We start from the raw sequence: 18,556 nt of genomic DNA, 5'->3' as shown, positions 1-18,556 counted from the left end.
AGCAGGCGCTGACGCAGGCGCAGGCCGGCGTCGACATCGTCGCGCCGAGCGACATGATGGACGGTCGTATCGGCGCGATCCGCCAGGCGCTGGAGGCCAGGCGGCTGATCCACACCCGTATCATGGCCTACAGCGCCAAATACGCGAGCGCGTTTTACGGCCCCTTCCGCGATGCCGTGGGCTCGGCCGGCAACCTGGGCAAGGCCGACAAAAAAGTCTACCAGATGGACCCGGGCAACACCGACGAGGCGTTGCGCGAGGTGGCCATGGACATTGCCGAAGGCGCGGACATGGTGATGGTCAAGCCCGGCATGCCTTACCTGGACGTGGTGCGCCGCGTGAAGGACGAATTCCAGGTGCCCACCTTCGCCTACCAGGTCAGCGGGGAATACGCGATGCTCAAGGCGGCCGCCCAGAACGGCTGGCTGGACCATGATGCCGTCATGATGGAAAGCCTGCTGGCCTTCAAGCGTGCCGGGGCCGACGGCGTGCTGACTTACTTTGCAATAGATGCTGCCAAAAAGCTGCGCCAGGGCTGAAACGCTTGGCCCACCCGCGCCAGCGCCCCTCAAATGCTACTGAATTAATAGCTTAAAAGAACCGTCTCGCCTGGGCCGGTTGCCTATTTCATCCATAAAAATAGAAACTTAAAACCTTCATGCGCGTTTTCAACATCACAGCCAACGGCAAGGGCGTTACGGAAACCGACGCCCTGCCGAGCGAAATACCTCCACAAGGCTTTGTCTGGATTGCCTGCGCGCGGCGCGAGTTTGAGGTGCTGCAGGCGCAGATCCAGGCCGGCCTGCAAAGCCTGTGCGGCACGCAGCTGGTGGACCTGCATGTCTCTGACCTGCTGAACAACCAGTTGCCCTCGCACTACGACTACACCTCGCAGTACGACATACTGGTGTTTCGCCGCCTGGCCACCGGCCACACGGAAACCGACCCCGCCGCGCCCGGCCAGTCCTTGCATCAACGCACCAAACGCAGCGGGCCGCCGGTACTCAGGCACATTGACACCAGCCCCGTGGGCTTTGCGGTGTTTGACCAGGTGCTGCTGACCGTGCACCCGACCGACTGCGCCGTGCGCGAAGCCTACGCGCTCAAGCTGCTCAACGCCACCAATTTGGAATCGCGCGCCAACGGCGTCAAGCTGCCCGCCAGCCCGGCCGACTTGATGCTGCGCATCGTCAGCCACATGGTGGACGGCTACCTGGAACTGCGGCGCGAACTCACGCGCCAGCTCGACCACTGGCAACACGAACTGCTCAAGCCCGGCTCGCGCTTTAGCAACTGGACCTCGGTGCTCGACGCACGGCTGGCCATGCACCAGCTTGATGAAATTTGCGAAGACCAGCGCTCTGCAGTACAGGACTGGATTGACTCGGTCGAAACCTGGCCCGAGGGCGAGACGCCGGGCGCCCAGCGCGAGCGCGAGCTGCTCAAAATCCGCTCCCGTGACGTACTGGAACACATAGAGCGCGTGGTGCACCATGTGCGGCGCATGGAACAAAGCGCCGAAACCGCCGTGCAGATGCATTTTTCGGCGCAAAGCAACCGCACCAACGACATCATGCGCACGCTGACGGCACTGACGGCCGTGTTTTTGCCGCTGAACCTGATCACCGGATTTTTCGGCATGAATTTTGAGTTCATGCCGGTCATCCACAGCATCTCGGGCTTTTGGTGGACCCTCGGCTTCATGGTCACGCTGGTACTCGTGGTCGTTGTCGTGTTCTGGCGCAAACGCTATTTGGCCAAAAGCAGCCGCTAGCCGATAACTACCAAAACGATAGCTGCCTGCGCCCATTCAGCAAGGGCTACAGGCCTTAGACACCCTTAAACAGACGCAGGATGGCAGCACTCAGGCCAGCTTGTCGGCGAAGAACGCCAGCGAGCGAGCGTGCGCCAGCGTGGCCGCCGCTTCGTTGTAAGAGCCGCGCTGGTCGCAATTGAAGCCATGGTTGGCCGCGTAGACATGCACCGCCACTTCGGGGTGCGCCTGGGTGAAGGCCTTGATGCCTTCCATGGGAATCCAGTGGTCCTGGTCGCCAAAGTGCGCCATCACCGGGCACTGGGGCTGGCGTGCAATTTCTTCCTCGGCCGTGATGCCGCCGCCATAGTAGGCAATGGCGGCGCTCAGCCCCGTGAGGGTGCAGGCGGCGCGCCAGGTCAGCAGGCCGCCCCAGCAAAATCCGACAATGCCCACCTTGCCGCCGCTGGCCTGGGCCGCATGGTCAATGGCGGCCTGAATGTCGGGCAGCACGCCGGCGCCCGGCAAGGCGTCGACCGCCGTTTTGAGCTCAAAACCGGCGCTCATGTCGGCGTCGGTGTAGCCCAGTTCCACGCCGGGCTGGACGCGGTGGAAAGTGGACGGCGCCACCGCCAGGTAACCGGCCGCCGCAAAGCGGTCAGCGACCGAGCGGATGTGCGCGTTGACGCCGAAGATTTCCTGCAGCACCACGACAGCGCCGCGCGGCTTGCCCTCGGGCTGCGCCACGTAGGCGGGCAGAGTGACGCCATCGGCAGCGGTAAGAGAAATGAATTGACCCATGATGTTGAAGTTCCTTTTAATGTTTGGCGTTCAGGCAGTGGCTTGTAGTTTGCGCTCGACAAAATCAAGCCTGTCCTGGCCCCAGAACAGCTCGCCGTCAATCACGTAGCTGGGCGCGCCGAACACGCCGGCATCAATCGCCTGCTGGGTATGGGCCTCGTAGCGCTCCTGGACCGCCTGGCTTTGCGACTGCGCCAGCCGCTCGGGGCTCAGGCTGCATTCGGCCAGCAGTTCGGCCAGCACCTTGTCGTCGGCGATGTTGCGCTCGCCGACCCAGACCGCTGCCAGAATCGCGCCACTGAGGGCCATCGCGGCGTCAGCGCCATCGTGCTGGTCCACGGCAATGATGAGGCGCGCGGCGTCGTTGCCGGACACCGGAAAGTAGCGCGGCTTGAGGTGGATGGGCGCCTGCAGGTGGTCTGAATAGCGCTGCAGCTCCAGCAGCCGGTAGGCCTGGCGCTGCGGTGCGCGCTGGCCCAGCGGCAGCCCGCCCGAGATGGGAAACACCTTGCCGCCCAGGTCGACCGGCAGCACCCGCACTGTGGCGCCCGCTTCGCGCGCGATCTGTGCCAGGCGTGCGTGCCCCAGGTAAGCCCAGGGGCTTTGGGGGGCGAAGTAATAGTCCACGGTGGTGCTCAAAGTTCTTTCTCCGGTTGCAATAAGTCATTACAGTTAGTGATTCAACGCGATCCCGTTTGTACCCGGGATTGAGATTTTTTGCAGGAGGCTGGTTTGTCCCAACTTGTTTTGATCACGGGAGGGTCGCGCGGCATTGGCGCGGCCACGGCACTTCTGGCGGCCCGCCAGGGCTACGCAGTGGCTGTCAATTACACCGCCAACTCACTGGCGGCCGACGAGGTGGTACGGCAGATCCGCCAGGCCGGCGGCCAGGCCATGGCGGTGCAGGCCGATGTGGCTATAGAGGCGCAGGTGGTGGCGATGTTTGAAAAGATCGACGCCAAATTCGGCCGCTTGAGCGCGCTGGTCAACAACGCCGGCGTGGTGGACCAGACCACCCGGGTCGACGCCATCACCCTGGATCGGCTGCAACGCATGTTTGCCGTCAATGTGTTCGGCTCGTTTCTGTGCGCCCGCGAAGCCGTCAGGCGCATGAGCACGCGCCATGGCGGGGCGGGCGGCGCCATCGTCAATGTGTCCAGCGCAGCGGCACGGCTGGGCTCGCCAGGCCAGTATGTGGACTACGCGGCGGCCAAGGGCGCGATTGATACCTTCACCGTGGGCCTGGCCAAAGAAGTGGCAGCGGAAGGCATTCGCGTCAACGCGGTGCGGCCGGGCATCATCGACACCGACATCCATGCCTCGGGCGGCCTGCCCGATCGCGTGCGCGACCTGGCACCGCAGGTGCCGATGCAGCGAGCCGGCAGTGCGCTGGAGGTGGCGCAGGCGATTGTGTGGCTGCTGTCGGAGGAGTCCAGCTACACCACGGGTTCGATGCTGGATGTGGCGGGCGGCAGGTAAACGGCTGTTTGATGAACACGATCACAGGGCGATCAACCCCGAGCGACCAGACACCAAGAGGGAATTGACCGGCCGGTTCAACGACCAGTTGCAGACAGCGGGCGTTGCGCCTTCATGTCGGTCAAAGACTTGGCGTTGTCATCAACAGCGGAGGTCATTTGTTCCCTTGGCGCACCGACTTGATTGACACAGCCCGTTCGTTTCCTTTAATTGGGAATTAATTAGCCTTCACGGCTAATACCGGGCATGAAACAGAGAGCAGAATATCCTGGGCCACACTGCCCAGAATGAGTTTGCCCACAGCGGTGCGTTTTCGCAGGCCGAGGATAAGCAGTGAGACCTGTAGAGAGTCGACCAGCGCTTCAATTTCCGAGACAGTACTTTGACCTCGAACATACTGCTTGAATTCGGCGTCGAGACCGGACCCCGCGAGCAATGCCTCTACTCGCTCGACATCTTGAACATCCGCTTTCGATGGATCTTCTTGCATGCCGCCAGGACTGGCATTCACCACCACCAAACGTTCCTGACTGCGTTTTGCCATTTCTATACCTTTGTCCAGGGCGGCCTGCCCTTCCGGACGTGGCACATAAGCTACAAGTATGGTCATAGTTTCTCTCCTTCTTTTGGGCAAGTATTACATGAACTGATCATCGCCTACATCACCTTGCGTCGACAAATTGGTTATAAATCCGCAAGCAGCTTCTTATAAAGACCTGCCCAGTTCACAGTCTCAGTCACATTGGCTGATGCTTGGCGCCAAAGGTCCTCCACTCGGCGCTGGATCATCAAAATGGCCTGATCCGTTGCCGGGCAGAAAATTTCAGTGCCCGGCAACAAATGTTAAGGGTTTAGTCCCTGGGCACACAGCAGACATTCAACAAAAATGCAGGCAAGCGCATCACTACCCCGATCCTGCCGTCTCTAAAGCCATCATTTGACGAACCAACCCGAAAGAATTTCCATGGACTTCAAACCCCTCGTCACGCTGCTGGCCATCGTCAACCCCTTGGCCATCGTGCCTTTTTTCATTCACTACACGCAGGATTTCTCAAGGGAGCAGCGGCGCCGCACCATCGTGGTCGCGTCCTTCAGCGCGTTTGTCGTGATCGCCACCAGCGCGCTGCTGGGCCTGCAAATACTCGAGTTCTTCAGCATTTCACTGCCCAGCTTCCAGGTCGGCGGCGGCCTGCTGTTGCTGATCAGTTCCATGAACATGCTCAACGCGCAGCCGGCCGAGGCCAAGCCGCTCACGAACGAGATGGAAGACGGCGCAGAAAAAGCCGCCATGGGCGCCAGCATTGCCGTGGTGCCGCTGACCATCCCGCTGCTCACCGGGCCGGCCACCATGTCCACGGTGGTCATCTACGCTGAAAAAGCCAAGACTTTTTTCCAGCTCAGCACGCTGGTCGGCTACGGCGTGGTCATCGGCCTGGCCACCGCGCTGTGCTTTGCGCTGGCCGAACCGATTGCCCGCGTGCTCGGAAAAACCGGCATCAACGTGATGACCCGCCTGATGGGGCTGATTTTGGCGGCGCTGGCCGTGGAAGTGATGGCCGGGGGCCTGGTCAAGCTGTTTCCGATACTGCGCGGATAGCCGGGACAGCGGATTTAGCGCGCCGGCGCCTGCTGCAGCCACTGGTCCAACTCTTCAATCGCGGCGTCGGTGGCCGCCGTCAGGGCGCGCACGCCGCCGGGCGCATCGGCGCTGGGGGCGGGCCGCTGCACCACCACGCTGCGCTGACCCAGCAGTTTTTCACCGGCGGGCGTCAGTTCCACCAGCGTGGCGCGCAGGCGGATCAGGCCGACACTGGCCTCGGGCGTGCTGAACAGCTGGCTGAACTCTTCAAGCTGCAGGCGCAGCAGCAGCGGCAGTGCGGCGCTCTGGCTGCGGTTGAGCGCAACGCTTTCGCGCGCATTGAACACCGCGCGGCGCTGGCTGAGCTGCTCACGCAGGCGCTGGCGCACCAGCTGCGCGGCCGGCATGCTCCAGCGCGCTTTCGAGTAGGGGCGCAGCTGCTGGTCATCGGCGTAGCCCAGGCGGTACAGCACCGCCATGTTGTCCAGCGCACCGCCAGCGGTACTGATGTCGTCAATCGCCAGCGGTAGCAGGGGCGCCTGGCGTGTGGCGGGCGGCGACGTGGCCAGCAGCCCGGGCCCGAAGTCGTACATGGTGGCGCGCGCTGGCTTGTCGGGCAGCGCGCAGCCGCTCAGCATGGCGCCCATCAACATCAAGGAAATAATAGCCACAGCCCAATAGGGACGAGCACTAACAGCTACTGATTTAATAGCAATTGGCTGCGGTGTGAAAAAGCGTTGTGTCATTCTTGTGCTCCGTTGGGGGAAAAGCCGTCCTCGCCCGGGCCAGGCACCGGCGGGCCGTTGCCAAAGATCAGCGACTGCGGGTTGTCGTCCACCGCGTTCACGGTGCGCCGCAGCTGGCGCATGGCGCGTGCCGTTTCGTCGGCCACCTCGCCCAGCTTGGGCAGCGTGGCGGCGCTGAAGGTTTCCACGCCCGCCGCCAGCGCCGCACCGCCCTGCGCGAGCTTGTCGAGCGGCCCGCCCGGCTCATTCAGGCGCCGCGCCGTACCCGCCACCTCGTCGCTGGCGACTTTGACCGAGCGCAGCGTCGCGCTGGTCTCGCGCGACAGCGCGGGCAAGGTGGCGACCGTGGGCTCCAGGCCTTTGGCCACGCGGTTCAGGCTGCCTGCGGCTTCGCTGAGCTGCGTGACGGCGACGCTGACGGCCTGCTGGTTCTCGTCCGACAGCAGCTTGTTCAGCCGCATGCTGGCCTGCTCGGCCTGGTTGAAAATGACTTCGCTCTGCTTGAGCAATTTGTCGAAAAGACCGGGCCGGAGCGGAATGCGCGGCGGGTCCTCGTCGTTGGGCACCAGCCGCTGGGTGGATTCACCCTCGTCATCGAGCTGGATAAAGCCCAGTCCGGTCACGCCCTGGGACGCCACGGTGGCAAAGGTCGAGGTCGTCATGGGCGCCCTGCGGTCTATGGACACGCGAATCAGCACATTGCCCTTTTGCTTGGTGTCAAAGCCGATCAGCTCGACCTTGCCGACCGGCACGCCGCGATAGCGCACCGCGGCCTGCGGCTGCAGGCCCGAGATGATCTCGCTGGTGCTCATTTCATACAGGTCGCGCCGGGTGTTGTCGCGTGTCAGCCAGATCGCCAGCAGCGCCAGCAGGGCGCTGACCAGCAGCACAAACGCGCCGGCGATCAGGGCATGGGCTTTGTTTTCCATGGTGTGAGCCTTTCTAAATCGGGCCCGGGGATTCGCGCAGCAGCGCCATCGCGCGTTGACCCCTTTCGCCGAGGAAAAATGTTTGAATAAAGGGGTGCGCAAACGCCACCACGGCAGAGGGCACATCGTTGATGATGACCTTCTGGTCGGCCAGCACGGCAATCCGGGTGCTGAGCTCGAAAATCGTATCCAGATCGTGCGTGACCATCACCACCGTCAGTCCCATGCCCTGGTGCAGGGTGCGCAGCAGGGCACAAAAACTGTCTGCGCTTTCCGGGTCCAGCCCGGCCGTGGGCTCGTCAAGCAGCAGCAGCGGCGGGTCCATGATCAGGGCGCGCGCCAGCGCCACCCGCTTGACCATGCCGCCCGACAGGTCGCTCGGCATCTTGCCGGCCACCTCCGGGCCCAGGCCCACCATTTGCAGTTTGACCATGGCGGCCTCGCGAATCAGAGCGGACGGCAGGGTGCCCAGCTCGCGCAGCGGAAAGGCGATGTTTTCGAGCACGGTAAAGGCCGAAAACAGCGCGCCCTGCTGAAACAGCATGCCTACGCGGCGGGCTGCACCCCGCTTGCCCAACTCGGCGGCGGGTTTGCCCAGCACCGTGATCTCGCCCCGGGTCGGCGTTTCCAGCCCCAGCATCTGGCGCAGCAGCACGGTTTTGCCGGTGCCCGAGCCGCCCACCAGCGACATCACCTCGCCGCGCTCCACCGTCAAATCCAGGTCCTTGTGAACGACGGATTTTTTCTCGCCATTCCGGAAAATGGTCCACAGCCTGCGGATGTCAACGACCGGTTCGCCCATGTTCAGATGCCGACGCTCTTGAACAGCACGGCAAACAGCGCATCCACCAAAATGACGACGGTGATCGACGTGACCACCGAAGCCGTGGTGCCCTGCCCCAGGCTTTCGGTGTTGGGCTTGACGCGCAAGCCGTAGTGGCATCCCACCAGGGCAATCAGCACGCCGAACACCACCGACTTGGCGGTGGCCAGCGTCAGGTTGGCCACGTTCACCGCCGCCGGCAGCTGCTGGATGAAATAGGACGGCGTGATGCCCATGGAAATATCGGCCGCCAGCATGCCGCCCAGCAAGGCGGCAACGGTGGTCCAGACGCTGATCAGCGGCATCACCACGGCCAGCGCCAGCGCGCGCGGCATGACCAGCCGAAAGCCCTGCGCAATGCCCATGACGCGCATGGCGTCGAGCTCTTCGGTGACGCGCATCACGCCAATCTGCGCCGTGATGGCCGAGCCGGAACGCCCTGCAATCAAAATTGCGGCCAGCACCGGGCCCAGCTCGCGTATCAGTGAAATGCCCAGAATGTTGACGATGAAGGCGTCGGCCCCGAACTTGCGCAACTGCTGCGAAATCAGGTAGGCCAGCACCACGCCAATCAAAAATCCCACCAGCGCAGTGATCGGCAGCGCCGTGGCGCCAATGTGGTACAGGTGGCCCGAGAGATCGCGCCAGGGGCCCTGCTGCGGGTGCCGGATCAGCCGCAAGATGTCGAGCAGCAGCTGGCCCATCAGGCGCACCAGGCCATTGAGGTGGTCGAACAGATCCAGCAGCCGGCCGCCCAGCAGCGCGACGGGCGCTGTCCAGTCAGGCTTGCGCGCTTTCGGCGGACTGACCGTGAATTTGGCCACGGTTTCCAGCATCGCCCGCTGGTCGGGTTCAATCTGCAACCGGGCCGGCCAGGCGCGGCCCCAATGGTTCCACAGCACCTGGGCGCCCAGGTAGTCGAGTTTTTCAATCGGACCCAGATCCCACTGAGCCAGCCGATCCTGCCCCCGCAGGCGCGCAAGCTGCGCCGTCAGCGCGTCCCAGACCGGCTTGCCCGTCAGGTCTGCGGCAGTCCACGCCCCGCGCACCAGCAGGCGCTGGCCGTCGGGCGTGTCCTGCTGTTCGATGCGGGGCGTAGCGTCTTCCATGGGCATAGTCAGGCGGGCACCAGGTAAAAATGCGATGGTAACCGCTGAAAACCGCCCGCGTCCGCCGTGCCGGGGATCAGGCGGCCCTGTCCCACAGACAGTAGGGCGCTGGCGGCAGGCCCGCTCATCGCCAGGCTTGCTCATCGCCAGGCTTGCGCCAACGCGCCCCAGGCGCTGGCCACCACGGGTTCGGTCACGCGTGACTTCAGGCAGATGAAGCTCAGCACACAGTCCAGACTGACCCGGTCCGCCACCACCAGGCCATGCGCCTGGCTTTCGCGGATCGCAATCGAGTCGCGCGCCAGGCTCAGGCCGACCCCGGATTTGACCAGGTCGAGCATCGAGGCTTCCTGGTCCACCAGCGCGACGCGGCGCGGCTCCAGCCCCGTCAGCGAGGCCTCGCCAAACACGCGGGACAGCAGGCGATGGTGCGCGCTGGCGGGCGGCGTGGCCAGCCAGGGCAGCGCGGCCAGCGCCTTCCAGTCGCGGTCCCGCACCTGCGGGCCCCAGCCCGCGGGCGCAATCACGCGGTAGGTAAAGCGCGTCAGCTCCATGACTTCAAAATGAATAGCAGCTTGCGCCCGCCCATCCTTGGCAAACACCCAATTACCTTCATTTTTTTCGGGCCAGCCGAGGTAAAAGCCCACATCCAGATCGCCCCGGATGATCTGCGCCAGCACGTCCCCGCTCATGCCTTGGCGCAGTTCGGTGTCGATCTGCGGCGCGGCTTCCACCAGCTCTTTCAGAAAAACGCCGAGCCGGGTGAACTCGGGGTCCAGAATGGTGCCGATGCGCAGGGTGCCGCGCACGGTGCTGTGCAAGCCCAGCGCCGCCTGCGCGAAATCGGCCAGCGCCGCCAGGGCTTTTTCCGCTTGCGGCAGCAGGGCCGCGCCGTCGCGCGTGAGCGTCAGGCCCTGCGGCGTGCGGGTGAACAGCGTCAGGCCGGTGTTGGCGGCCAGTCCCTTGAGCTGCAGGCTGACCGCGGGCTGGCTCAAATGCAGGCGCTCGGCCGCACGCGATACATTGCCCTGACGTGCCACGGCGACAAAGGCGCGCAAGGTTTGCGGATCAAAGCTCGGACTCATATTTGCAAAACTTATAACGCTATTTTGATGAAATCATTGGTAATCATCCAGCATTTTGCCGACACTTGGCGCATTAAAGGAGACATCTCGTTATGAGCACAGCAAATAGTTATCCCTGCCATGGCCGCCGCGAGGTAACGCTGTGAGCGCGCCCGCCTTCGACTACATCATCATCGGCGCCGGCACTGCCGGCTGCCTGCTGGCCAACCGCCTGAGCGCCGACGCGTCCAAACGCGTGCTGCTGATCGAGGCCGGCCGCAAGGACGACTACCACTGGATCCACATTCCGGTCGGTTACCTGCACTGCATTGGCAACCCGCGCACCGACTGGCTGTACAACACCGAGCCGGACGCGGGGCTGAACGGCCGGGCGCTGCGCTACCCGCGCGGCAAAACACTGGGCGGCTGCTCCAGCATCAACGGCATGATTTACATGCGCGGCCAGGCGCGCGACTACGACCAGTGGGCGCAGCTGACGGGCGATGACGCCTGGCGCTGGGACAACGCCCTGCCCCATTTCAAGCAGCATGAGGACCACTACAAGGGCGCTGATGCGCTGCACGGCGCGGGCGGCGAGTGGCGCATCGAAAAGCAGCGGCTGCGCTGGGACCTTCTGGATGCGTTTGCCGAGGCCGCGGGCCAGGCCGGCATTCCGGCCACCGCCGACTTCAACCGCGGCAGCAACGAGGGCGTGGGCTACTTTGAAGTCAACCAGAAAAGCGGCTGGCGCTGGAATACCGCCAAGGCCTTTTTGCGGCCCACCTGCCTGGACCGACCCAATTTTGAGCTGTGGACGAACACCCAGGTGTGCAAGCTGGTGGTGGCGCCGCAGGCCGATGGCGGCCTGCGCTGCACCGGCGTGGAGGTGCTGACCAGCCAGGGACGGGTCACGGCGCGCATCGCCCAGGACGGCGGGCCGGACGGAAAGAGGGGCGAGGTCATTCTGTGCGCGGGCAGCATCGGTTCGCCGCAAATTTTGCAGCTGTCGGGCATTGGCCCGGCGGCCTTGCTGCAGCAGCACGGCATCCCCGTGGTGCAAGACCTGCCGGGGGTGGGCGCCAACCTGCAGGACCACCTGCAAATCCGCTCGGTCTACAAGGTGCAGGCGGTGCCGGGCGACAAGCGCTGGGGCCTGTCGCTCAACACCATGGCCAACAGCGTGTGGGGCAAGGCCCGCATCGGACTTGAATACGCCTTGCACCGCACCGGCCCCATGAGCATGGCGCCGTCGCAGCTGGGCGCCTTCACGCGCAGCTCACCTGACCAGCCTTACCCGAATATCGAGTACCACGTGCAGCCGCTGTCGCTCGACGCCTTTGGCGAGCCCCTGCACAGTTTTGACGCGTTTACCGCCAGTGTCTGCAACCTCAACCCGACCAGCCGCGGCACGGTGCAGATTAAAAGCAGCCGCTTTGAAGATGCGCCGGCGATCGCCCCCCATTACCTGAGCACGGCCGAGGACCGCCAGGTCGCGGCCGACTCCCTGCGCGTGACGCGCCACATCGTCAGCCAGAGCGCACTGGCCAAATACAAGCCCGAAGAATTCAAACCCGGCGCGCAGTTTCAGACCGATGAAGAACTCGCCCGGCTGGCCGGCGACATTGCCACCACCATCTTCCACCCGGTGGGCACCAGCAAAATGGGGCGCGCTGATGACCCGATGGCGGTGGTGGACTCGCACCTTCGGGTGCGCGGCGTTCGCGGGCTGCGCGTGGTGGATGCCGGTGTGATGCCGCTGATCACCAGCGGCAACACCAACTCGCCGACGCTGATGATTGCCGAGAAGGCCGCCCAGTGGATACGGGACGGGGTTTGACGGCCCGCGAGTCGCTCCGCGTCAGAGATTTAGCCACTTCAGCAATTCACGCATCCGCAGTTCGGAGGACGTATCAAACCGCTCAACGCCAATCCGTTTGAGCAACTCCTTGCCAGCCTCGGTGTCCGGTAATGCCAGCAGCTCCGCCTGGATGGCTTTGAGCTGTTCCGGGCGTATCTTCTTGTTCGCGATCAGCGGAAAGTAGGGCTGCGCGATGCTTTTATGCAGCACGCGGTTACCGTCTTTTTCCCACTTCCTGGCAAGTCCTGAATAGGAAGCCACACCGCCGACATCAGCAAATTTGTTGTCGAGATAAAAACCGACAGCGGCCTGCTCGCGCACGAACTGCACGCGCTCCTTATCCAGCTGGATGCCCTGGTCCCTGAGCTCCGCCGCGCAGAAGCGCGACATGTAGGCCACCTGTTCGGGCAACACGATCCGTTTGCCTTTGATCTCACTGAGGGACTTCAGGGTGGAGTCTTTGGGAACGATGATGAAACACTGCCCGTCCGGCTTGGTGCTGGCTACGTAGCTGTAGCCATAGTCCCGCATTCCCCGGGCTGGATAGTCACTCGGCCTGGCGATCACGAAGTCAAACCGGCCCGTCTGCATCCCCTCTTCAAGCTGCGTGAACTCGCGCGCAAACACGACACTGACTTTGGCCTTGATCGCCCGGCCAATGACTTCAGCCAGCCCTTGGTATTTGGTGATCACCTGCGCGTGGTCCAGTCCGCCCGAGGTCCCCTCACTGACAGCCAGCACCAGTTGCTGGGCCTGGGCATGCACAGCGCCCGACCAGAGCACAGGCAATCCCAGCATCAGCGCCATCAAAATATGTTTCATATGTTTCTTGGGCTAGTTTGAAAGTTGCCATGCTACTGCCCACCGCTGCAGCTTGCCACCGGTAATTTGTCACTTCTTGTTACCTGGGTTAACCTTTGCCAACACTGCAGCCACTGGAAGCGGTTGACCCGCTGACGAGGCGGATTTTCTTGCCTGCAGGCTCGGGTCCACGCTCCGCTGTCCGTTGCCTCCGCGCGTGAAGGGGGGGCGGGAAACCCCCAATGCACTAACTCAGTGCCCAGGCTACATTGGCCGTCTTGCCGACGAGCCCTGCTGCTCGCAACGCGAGGAGCCGAGGAGACACAAAAGAGCAATTAGAAATACACAAACTGACATTCCACGAGATGTTTTTTTGACAAAAGCGCTGGCAACCCCAGCGCTTTTTTATGGCCGCTTGCTTTTCGAAAATTTCATTCAAATTGACCTGCGACCCTTTATCAACGGGCCTAATCAGCTACAAATACAGGAGCAGATAATCGTTTCCATTGCAATGAGACAATCAGGGCGATGGAGTTATTGATTGTTTCCCTCGCCTCCCTGGCGGCCGGTTTTGTGGACTCCATCGTCGGCGGCGGCGGCCTGATTCTGGTGCCTGCCCTGTTTGCCGTCTTTCCCACCACGCATCCGGCCACCCTGTTCGGCGTGAACAAGGGGGCCTCGGTTTGGGGCACGGCGGTCGCGACGGCCCAATATGCCCGGCGCGTGAACTTGCGCTGGGCCGCGCTGCTCCCGGCCGCCGCGGCAGGCTTTGCCGGCTCGCTGGCCGGCGCCTGGCTGGTCACGGTTATTTCCCCCGGGTTTTTACGCCAGACCCTGCCCTTTGTGCTGCTGGCGGTGCTGGCCTACACGCTGGTGAAAAAGGAGCTGGGCCGCCACCATGCGCCGCGCTTCAGCGGCCATGCCGAGACGCTGGTGGCCTGCTGCATTGGCGGGGTGCTGGGGTTTTACGACGGGTTTTTCGGCCCCGGCACCGGCAGCTTTCTGGTCTTTTTGTTGGTGCGCTGGCTGGGCTACGATTTTTTGAGCGCCTCGGCCTCGGCCAAGCTGATCAACACCGCCACCAATTTGGCGGCACTTTCGGTGTTTGCCTACAAGGGTCATGTCTGGTGGCATTTTGCCCTCACCATGGCTGTGGCCAATGTGGTGGGCAGCTTGCTGGGAACGCGTCTGGCGCTCAAACACGGCGCCGGTTTTGTGCGGGTGGTGTTCATTGGGGTGGTCAGCGCGCTGATTCTGAAGACCGGCTTTGACGCCTTCCTGAAGTAGCCGCAAGCACCCGAACGACGCGCCAAGCCCGGCGGCGCAGCGGCTAGTCCGGGTTGGCGTCGAGCCGAGACACTGCCGGCTTGGGCTTGCTGACAGCCTGCGCAGTCGCCTTGGCCCTGGCGGGTTTCGCCGCTGCGGCCGGCGCAGCGGGGGCGGCCAGTGTTCCGCCCGCTGCAAGCCGCGCGGCCATGCCGGCAACGCTACGTGGCGTGCCAATCGGCGCAGCGGCCAGTCCTTTCTGCACAGCGGCCATGTCTTCCTCGCTGGGGTATTGACCCATCAGCACATAGTCGAACACCCGGCGCGCAATCGGCGCGGCCACGCCTGCGCCCCAGCCGGCGTTTTCCACGATCACCGCCAGCGCAATTTCGGGCTTGTCGGCCGGTGCAAACGCCATGTAGACCGCGTGGTCGCGCTGGTGCTCTTCGAGCTTGGCGCCGTTGTATTTGTCTTTCTGGCCGATCGTCACCGCCTGGGCCGTGCCGGTTTTGCCGCCGCTCAGGTAGCCGGCGCCGGCAAACACCCGGGTCGAGGTGCCCTCTTGGGTGACGCCCACCAGGGCCTTGCGGATGATGTCCACGTTGGCCGGCTTGTAGCCCAGGTCCACCGGCGGGTCTATGGGCAAGGGATGCAGGGCCCCCGTCACCGTGTCCTTCGTGGCGATTACCAGCCGCGGCTTGTGTTTGATGCCGTTGTTGGCCAGCACGGCGGTGGCCTGCGCCAGCTGCAGCATGGTGAAGGTGTTGTAGCCCTGGCCTATGCCCAGTGAAATGGTTTCACCGGGATACCATTTTTTCTGCTCGGGCCGCTTGTAGGCATTGCGCTTCCATTCCTGGCTGGGCAGCACGCCGCGCACCTCGCCGTTGATGTCGATGCCGGTGATCTGCCCGAAGCCCAGCGGCGCCATGAAGTCGTGCATGGCATCCACGCCGAGCTCGCTGGCCAGCGAATAAAAATACACGTTGCTGGACTTGACGATGGCACGGTACATGTCCACGGCGCCAAGCGCAATGTCGCCATGGCTGCGGAAAGTGTGCCCGCCAAACGTCCACGAGGCGTTGTCGTTGACGATGAAGCTGGCCGAGCGCTTGCCGGTCTGCAGCGCGGCCATCGCCATGAAAGGCTTGTAGGTCGAGCCCGGCGGATAGGTGCCCCGGAGCGCCCGGTTGAGCAGCGGCTTGTCAATCGACTCATTGAGCGCCTGCCAGCTCTCGGTATCAATCCCGTCGACGAACAGGTTGGGATCAAACGTCGGCTTGCTGACAAACGCCAGCACCTCGCCGGTCCGGGGGTCCAGCGCCACCAGGGCACCGCGCCGCCCGCCAAACATTTCTTCGACCAGCTTTTGCAGACCGATGTCCAGCGACAGCATCACGGTATTGCCGGGCGAGGCCGGATTGGTGGCCAGTTTTCGCACGGCGCGACCGCTGGCCGAGGTTTCGACCTGCTCGACCCCGGTGATGCCGTGCAGCTGCTGCTCAAAACTCTGCTCGACCCCGAGCTTGCCGATGTAGTCGGTGCCGCGGTAATTGCCAGCGTCGTCACCATCTTCAATGCGCTCCTTTTCGGCCTGGTTGATGCGGCCCATGTAGCCCACCACATGGCTGCCCAATTCGCCAAGGGGATAGTTGCGGAACAGCCGCGCCTTGATGTCGACGCCCGGAAAGCGAAAGCGCTGCGCCGCAAAGCGGGCCACTTCCTCGTCGCTCAGACGGGTGCGAATGGGCAGTGATTCAAAATTCCTCGATTCTTCACGCAGCCGCTTGAAGCGCCGCTTGTCACGCGGCTGGATGTCCACCACCTTTTCCAGCGCCGCAATGGTCTGCGCCAGGTCACCCACCTTGGACGGCGTGATCTCCAGCGTGTAAGCCGAATAGTTGGTGGCCAGCACCACGCCATTACGGTCCAGAATCAGCCCGCGGTTGGGCACGATGGGCACAATCGCCGTGCGGTTGCTTTCGGCCTGATCGAGCAGATCGGCGTGGCGGTAAACCTGCAAATACACCAGACGCGCAGCCACCAGCGCAAAGGCAAAGAGCACCATCAGGCCCGCCACCAGCACGCGCGTGCGAAAGCGGGACAGGTCCGCTTCGACATTTCGGAGTTCAGTCATGCCAGTCCGACTCGGCGCGGGTTAAACAATGCGGAAAATACATGTGATCAATCGCAGGCCAGCGCATTGCACGCCGTGAAAAGCGAGGGAACCAGCGAACGCCGCGCCGGGCCGCCCCAAGCAAGTTCAGCCCCCCCGGGGGGCAGCGCAGTACGCGCAGCGACAAGCGTGGGGGCCATATTCACAGAGGTCGATTCTCATCCCGGTCGGGCGCGCGGCGCTGCGGCGCCAGCAGCAGCACGCTGACGACAGGCCAGAGCAGGGACTCGGCCAGTGGCGCCAGCAGCATGATCCAGCCCGGGAAAATGCCGCCGCCCATCATGCGGATGAGCAGCTCCAGGCCATGCGCCACGGCAAACAGCGGCAACACCTGCAAGGCCTGCGACGGCACCGTGAACCAGAGCAGCCGGCGGTGAATCATGGCCGCAAAGAAGCTCAGCGCCGTGTAAGACAGCGCATGCTGGCCGAGCAGCGAGGCCTGCTGCACATCCATGACCAGGCCAAACAGGAAGGCCAGGCCAATGCCTACGCGCAGCGGCTGGTGCACGGCCCAGAAGACCAGCACCAGCGCCAGGAAATCAGGCATCCAGGGCACGCGCCCCAGCGGCAGCATGTCCAGCAACAGCGCCGCGATCAGGCTGAACCCTATAAACACCGGATTGGCGGGCAACAGCAGTTGCTGGCCGGAGCGCATGATCATTTCGAGGCTCGCTTCCGGGCGGGAACATCCGGCGTCGCAGCATCTGGCCGCGGCGGCATCTGGCCGGACACGGGCTTGACCACAATGACATGCCGCGCACCGCTCACCAGCGCCAGCGGGACACAATAAATTTTTGCAAAAGTCGACTCGGGGCGCCGCTCAATCCGGCTGATCCTGGCCACCGGCAAGCCCGCCGGATACACACCGTCAATGCCGCTGGTGGTCAGCAGATCGCCCGGCTGCACGTCCGAGTTGCTACCCATGAAGCGCAACTCCATGCCGCCGCCAAGCGCGGCGGGGTCGCCATAGGCCACACTGCGCTCGCCGGTGCGTACATTGAGCACGGGAATGACCAGCTCACTGTCCACCACCAGCGTGACCTCGCTGACCAGCGGATGCACGCGGGTCACCTGCCCCAGCACGCCGGACTCATCGAGCACGGGCGAACCCAGGTCCACCCCCTGGACCTGCCCCTTGCCAATGATGACCTTGCGGGTGTAGGGGTCCGCCGCCTCGTACAACACTTCAGCCGCCATCACCGAGGCCTTGAGTTGCTCGCGCAGCGCCATCAACTGGCGCAGCCGGTTGTTCTCCAGCGTCAGCTGCTCGACCTGACCGGCGCGCAGCGACTGCAGCGCCAGTTTTCGGCTGGCTTCTTCGCTGTCGGACTGGGCCTGGTTCAGGCCGGTGAAATACCCGCTGCCGCTTTTGACCGCATGCACCGGCTGCAAGGCCAGCCACTGCACCGGATAGAGTACGGTGGCCAGCGCCGCACGAATCGGCTGGATCATGTGAAACCGTGTGTCCGCGACCATCAGGAACAACGACAGCGCGCTGAAGAACATCAGCTTGGACAACGCCGACGGCCCCTGCTTGAAAAAGGGCGGCGGGGATCTGTCGAGTGTTCCTAAGGTCATGATTCGCAATCAAGCGGCCCCGCTTCAGGCTTCCGGCGTCAAGCGGGCAGGATGAAGGGCGGCGTGAAAGAGCGGCGGGGGAAAAGACGTGAGCGGGAATTATTCCGAGGTGAAGATCGAACCCATGCGGTCCATGCGCTCCAGCGCAATGCCACAGCCGCGCACCACGCAGGTCAGCGGGTCTTCGGCCACCAGCACCGGCAGGCCGGTTTCTTCGGCCAGCAGGCGGTCCAGGTCACGCAGCAGGGCGCCGCCGCCGGTCAGCATCATGCCGCGCTCGGCGATGTCGGCGCCCAGCTCGGGCGGCGTGTGTTCCAGCGCGTTTTTGACCGCGCTGACAATGTTGTTGAGCGGATCGGTCAGGGCTTCGAGAATTTCGTTGCTCGAAATCGTGAAGCTGCGCGGCACGCCTTCCGACATGTTGCGGCCCTTGACTTCCATTTCCTTGACTTCAGAGCCCGGAAAAGCCGAGCCAATGCATTTCTTGATGGCTTCGGCCGTGGGCTCGCCAATCAGCATGCCGTAGTTGCGGCGAATGTAGTTGATGATGGCCTCGTCAAAACGGTCGCCGCCCACGCGCACGCTGCCTTTGTAGAC

General features: G+C 63.5%; 19 protein-coding genes. 6 read left to right on the top strand and 13 right to left on the bottom strand.

The features are described from left to right. Together hemB and Q8K05_RS09545 are read left to right on the top strand one after the other, a co-directional pair. Window positions 1-539 (top strand): porphobilinogen synthase (gene hemB / locus Q8K05_RS09550; RefSeq protein ID WP_305246397.1); only part of this gene is annotated, 539 nt, incomplete at its 5' end. A gap of 119 nt (window positions 540-658) precedes the next feature. Next, window positions 659-1,774 (top strand): magnesium transporter CorA family protein, encoded by a 1,116-nt coding sequence (locus Q8K05_RS09545; protein WP_305246396.1) that lies wholly within the window; start codon window positions 659-661, stop codon window positions 1,772-1,774. A 90-nt stretch (window positions 1,775-1,864) separates the two neighbouring features. Here Q8K05_RS09545 and Q8K05_RS09540 read toward each other — a convergent pair whose 3' ends face one another. Both Q8K05_RS09540 and Q8K05_RS09535 read right to left on the bottom strand, forming a co-directional pair. Continuing rightward, complete coding sequence (locus Q8K05_RS09540; protein WP_305246395.1) at window positions 1,865-2,554, bottom strand: dienelactone hydrolase family protein; 690 nt, start codon at window positions 2,552-2,554, stop codon at window positions 1,865-1,867. Window positions 2,555-2,584: 30 nt separating this feature from the next. Further along, the gene (locus Q8K05_RS09535) at window positions 2,585-3,193 is read right to left on the bottom strand and encodes a 2-hydroxychromene-2-carboxylate isomerase (protein ID WP_305246394.1); all 609 of its coding nucleotides are present in this window, start codon (window positions 3,191-3,193) and stop codon (window positions 2,585-2,587) included. Between the two features lie 93 nt (window positions 3,194-3,286). Here Q8K05_RS09535 and Q8K05_RS09530 point away from each other — a divergent pair, with 93 nt between their 5' ends. Further along, window positions 3,287-4,033: an SDR family oxidoreductase gene (locus Q8K05_RS09530; RefSeq protein ID WP_305246393.1), complete on the top strand. Its 747-nt coding sequence runs from the start codon at window positions 3,287-3,289 to the stop codon at window positions 4,031-4,033. Window positions 4,034-4,250: 217 nt separating this feature from the next. On the opposite strand, the gene Q8K05_RS09525 is transcribed toward Q8K05_RS09530, so the two are convergent. Continuing rightward, window positions 4,251-4,643, bottom strand: coding sequence for a universal stress protein (locus tag Q8K05_RS09525; protein ID WP_305246392.1), 393 nt, complete (start codon window positions 4,641-4,643; stop codon window positions 4,251-4,253). Between the two features lie 354 nt (window positions 4,644-4,997). Here Q8K05_RS09525 and Q8K05_RS09520 point away from each other — a divergent pair, with 354 nt between their 5' ends. Further along, window positions 4,998-5,630 carry a MarC family protein gene (locus tag Q8K05_RS09520; protein ID WP_305246391.1) on the top strand — a complete coding sequence of 211 codons (633 nt, stop codon included), beginning with the start codon at window positions 4,998-5,000 and terminating at the stop codon, window positions 5,628-5,630. A 14-nt stretch (window positions 5,631-5,644) separates the two neighbouring features. Here the strand turns inward: Q8K05_RS09520 and Q8K05_RS09515 are convergent, their stop codons facing one another. The 5 genes from Q8K05_RS09515 to Q8K05_RS09495 all read right to left on the bottom strand — a co-directional run bounded on the left by Q8K05_RS09515 (window position 5,645) and on the right by Q8K05_RS09495 (window position 10,304). After that, window positions 5,645-6,265 carry an ABC-type transport auxiliary lipoprotein family protein gene (locus Q8K05_RS09515; protein ID WP_305246398.1) on the bottom strand — a complete coding sequence of 207 codons (621 nt, stop codon included), beginning with the start codon at window positions 6,263-6,265 and terminating at the stop codon, window positions 5,645-5,647. Window positions 6,266-6,354: 89 nt separating this feature from the next. Continuing rightward, a complete protein-coding gene (locus Q8K05_RS09510; protein ID WP_305246390.1) occupies window positions 6,355-7,287 on the bottom strand; it encodes an MlaD family protein in 933 nt (310 codons plus the stop codon). A gap of 13 nt (window positions 7,288-7,300) precedes the next feature. Continuing rightward, window positions 7,301-8,089, bottom strand: coding sequence for an ABC transporter ATP-binding protein (locus tag Q8K05_RS09505; protein ID WP_305246389.1), 789 nt, complete (start codon window positions 8,087-8,089; stop codon window positions 7,301-7,303). Window positions 8,090-8,091: 2 nt separating this feature from the next. Further along, on the bottom strand, window positions 8,092-9,219 hold the full coding sequence (locus Q8K05_RS09500) for an ABC transporter permease (RefSeq protein ID WP_305246388.1): 1,128 nt from the start codon (window positions 9,217-9,219) through the stop codon (window positions 8,092-8,094). A gap of 140 nt (window positions 9,220-9,359) precedes the next feature. After that, window positions 9,360-10,304 (bottom strand): LysR family transcriptional regulator, encoded by a 945-nt coding sequence (locus Q8K05_RS09495; protein WP_305246387.1) that lies wholly within the window; start codon window positions 10,302-10,304, stop codon window positions 9,360-9,362. A gap of 142 nt (window positions 10,305-10,446) precedes the next feature. Between Q8K05_RS09495 and Q8K05_RS09490 the strand changes: the two genes are divergently transcribed. Then, window positions 10,447-12,120: a GMC family oxidoreductase gene (locus Q8K05_RS09490; RefSeq protein ID WP_305246386.1), complete on the top strand. Its 1,674-nt coding sequence runs from the start codon at window positions 10,447-10,449 to the stop codon at window positions 12,118-12,120. A gap of 21 nt (window positions 12,121-12,141) precedes the next feature. On the opposite strand, the gene Q8K05_RS09485 is transcribed toward Q8K05_RS09490, so the two are convergent. Next, window positions 12,142-12,948: a phosphate/phosphite/phosphonate ABC transporter substrate-binding protein gene (locus tag Q8K05_RS09485; RefSeq protein ID WP_305246385.1), complete on the bottom strand. Its 807-nt coding sequence runs from the start codon at window positions 12,946-12,948 to the stop codon at window positions 12,142-12,144. A gap of 522 nt (window positions 12,949-13,470) precedes the next feature. Here Q8K05_RS09485 and Q8K05_RS09480 point away from each other — a divergent pair. Further along, window positions 13,471-14,229 carry a TSUP family transporter gene (locus tag Q8K05_RS09480; protein WP_305246384.1) on the top strand — a complete coding sequence of 253 codons (759 nt, stop codon included), beginning with the start codon at window positions 13,471-13,473 and terminating at the stop codon, window positions 14,227-14,229. Window positions 14,230-14,272: 43 nt separating this feature from the next. Here Q8K05_RS09480 and mrdA read toward each other — a convergent pair whose 3' ends face one another. The 4 genes from mrdA to Q8K05_RS09460 all read right to left on the bottom strand — a co-directional run. Then, on the bottom strand, window positions 14,273-16,342 hold the full coding sequence (gene mrdA, locus Q8K05_RS09475) for a penicillin-binding protein 2 (protein WP_305246383.1): 2,070 nt from the start codon (window positions 16,340-16,342) through the stop codon (window positions 14,273-14,275). Window positions 16,343-16,523: 181 nt separating this feature from the next. Next, window positions 16,524-17,042 carry a rod shape-determining protein MreD gene (gene mreD, locus Q8K05_RS09470; RefSeq protein ID WP_305246382.1) on the bottom strand — a complete coding sequence of 173 codons (519 nt, stop codon included), beginning with the start codon at window positions 17,040-17,042 and terminating at the stop codon, window positions 16,524-16,526. Further along, a complete protein-coding gene (gene mreC, locus Q8K05_RS09465) occupies window positions 17,039-17,959 on the bottom strand; it encodes a rod shape-determining protein MreC (RefSeq protein WP_305246381.1) in 921 nt (306 codons plus the stop codon). Before mreC ends, mreD begins: the two co-directional genes overlap by 4 nt. Before the next feature lie 99 nt (window positions 17,960-18,058). Continuing rightward, window positions 18,059-18,556 (bottom strand): rod shape-determining protein (locus Q8K05_RS09460; RefSeq protein ID WP_305246380.1); only part of this gene is annotated, 498 nt, incomplete at its 5' end.

Origin of the sequence: Polaromonas sp. (assembly GCF_030682935.1) — a bacterium.
GTDB lineage: Bacteria > Pseudomonadota > Gammaproteobacteria > Burkholderiales > Burkholderiaceae_C > Polaromonas.
This window is presented reverse-complemented; position numbering and strand designations above follow the sequence as displayed.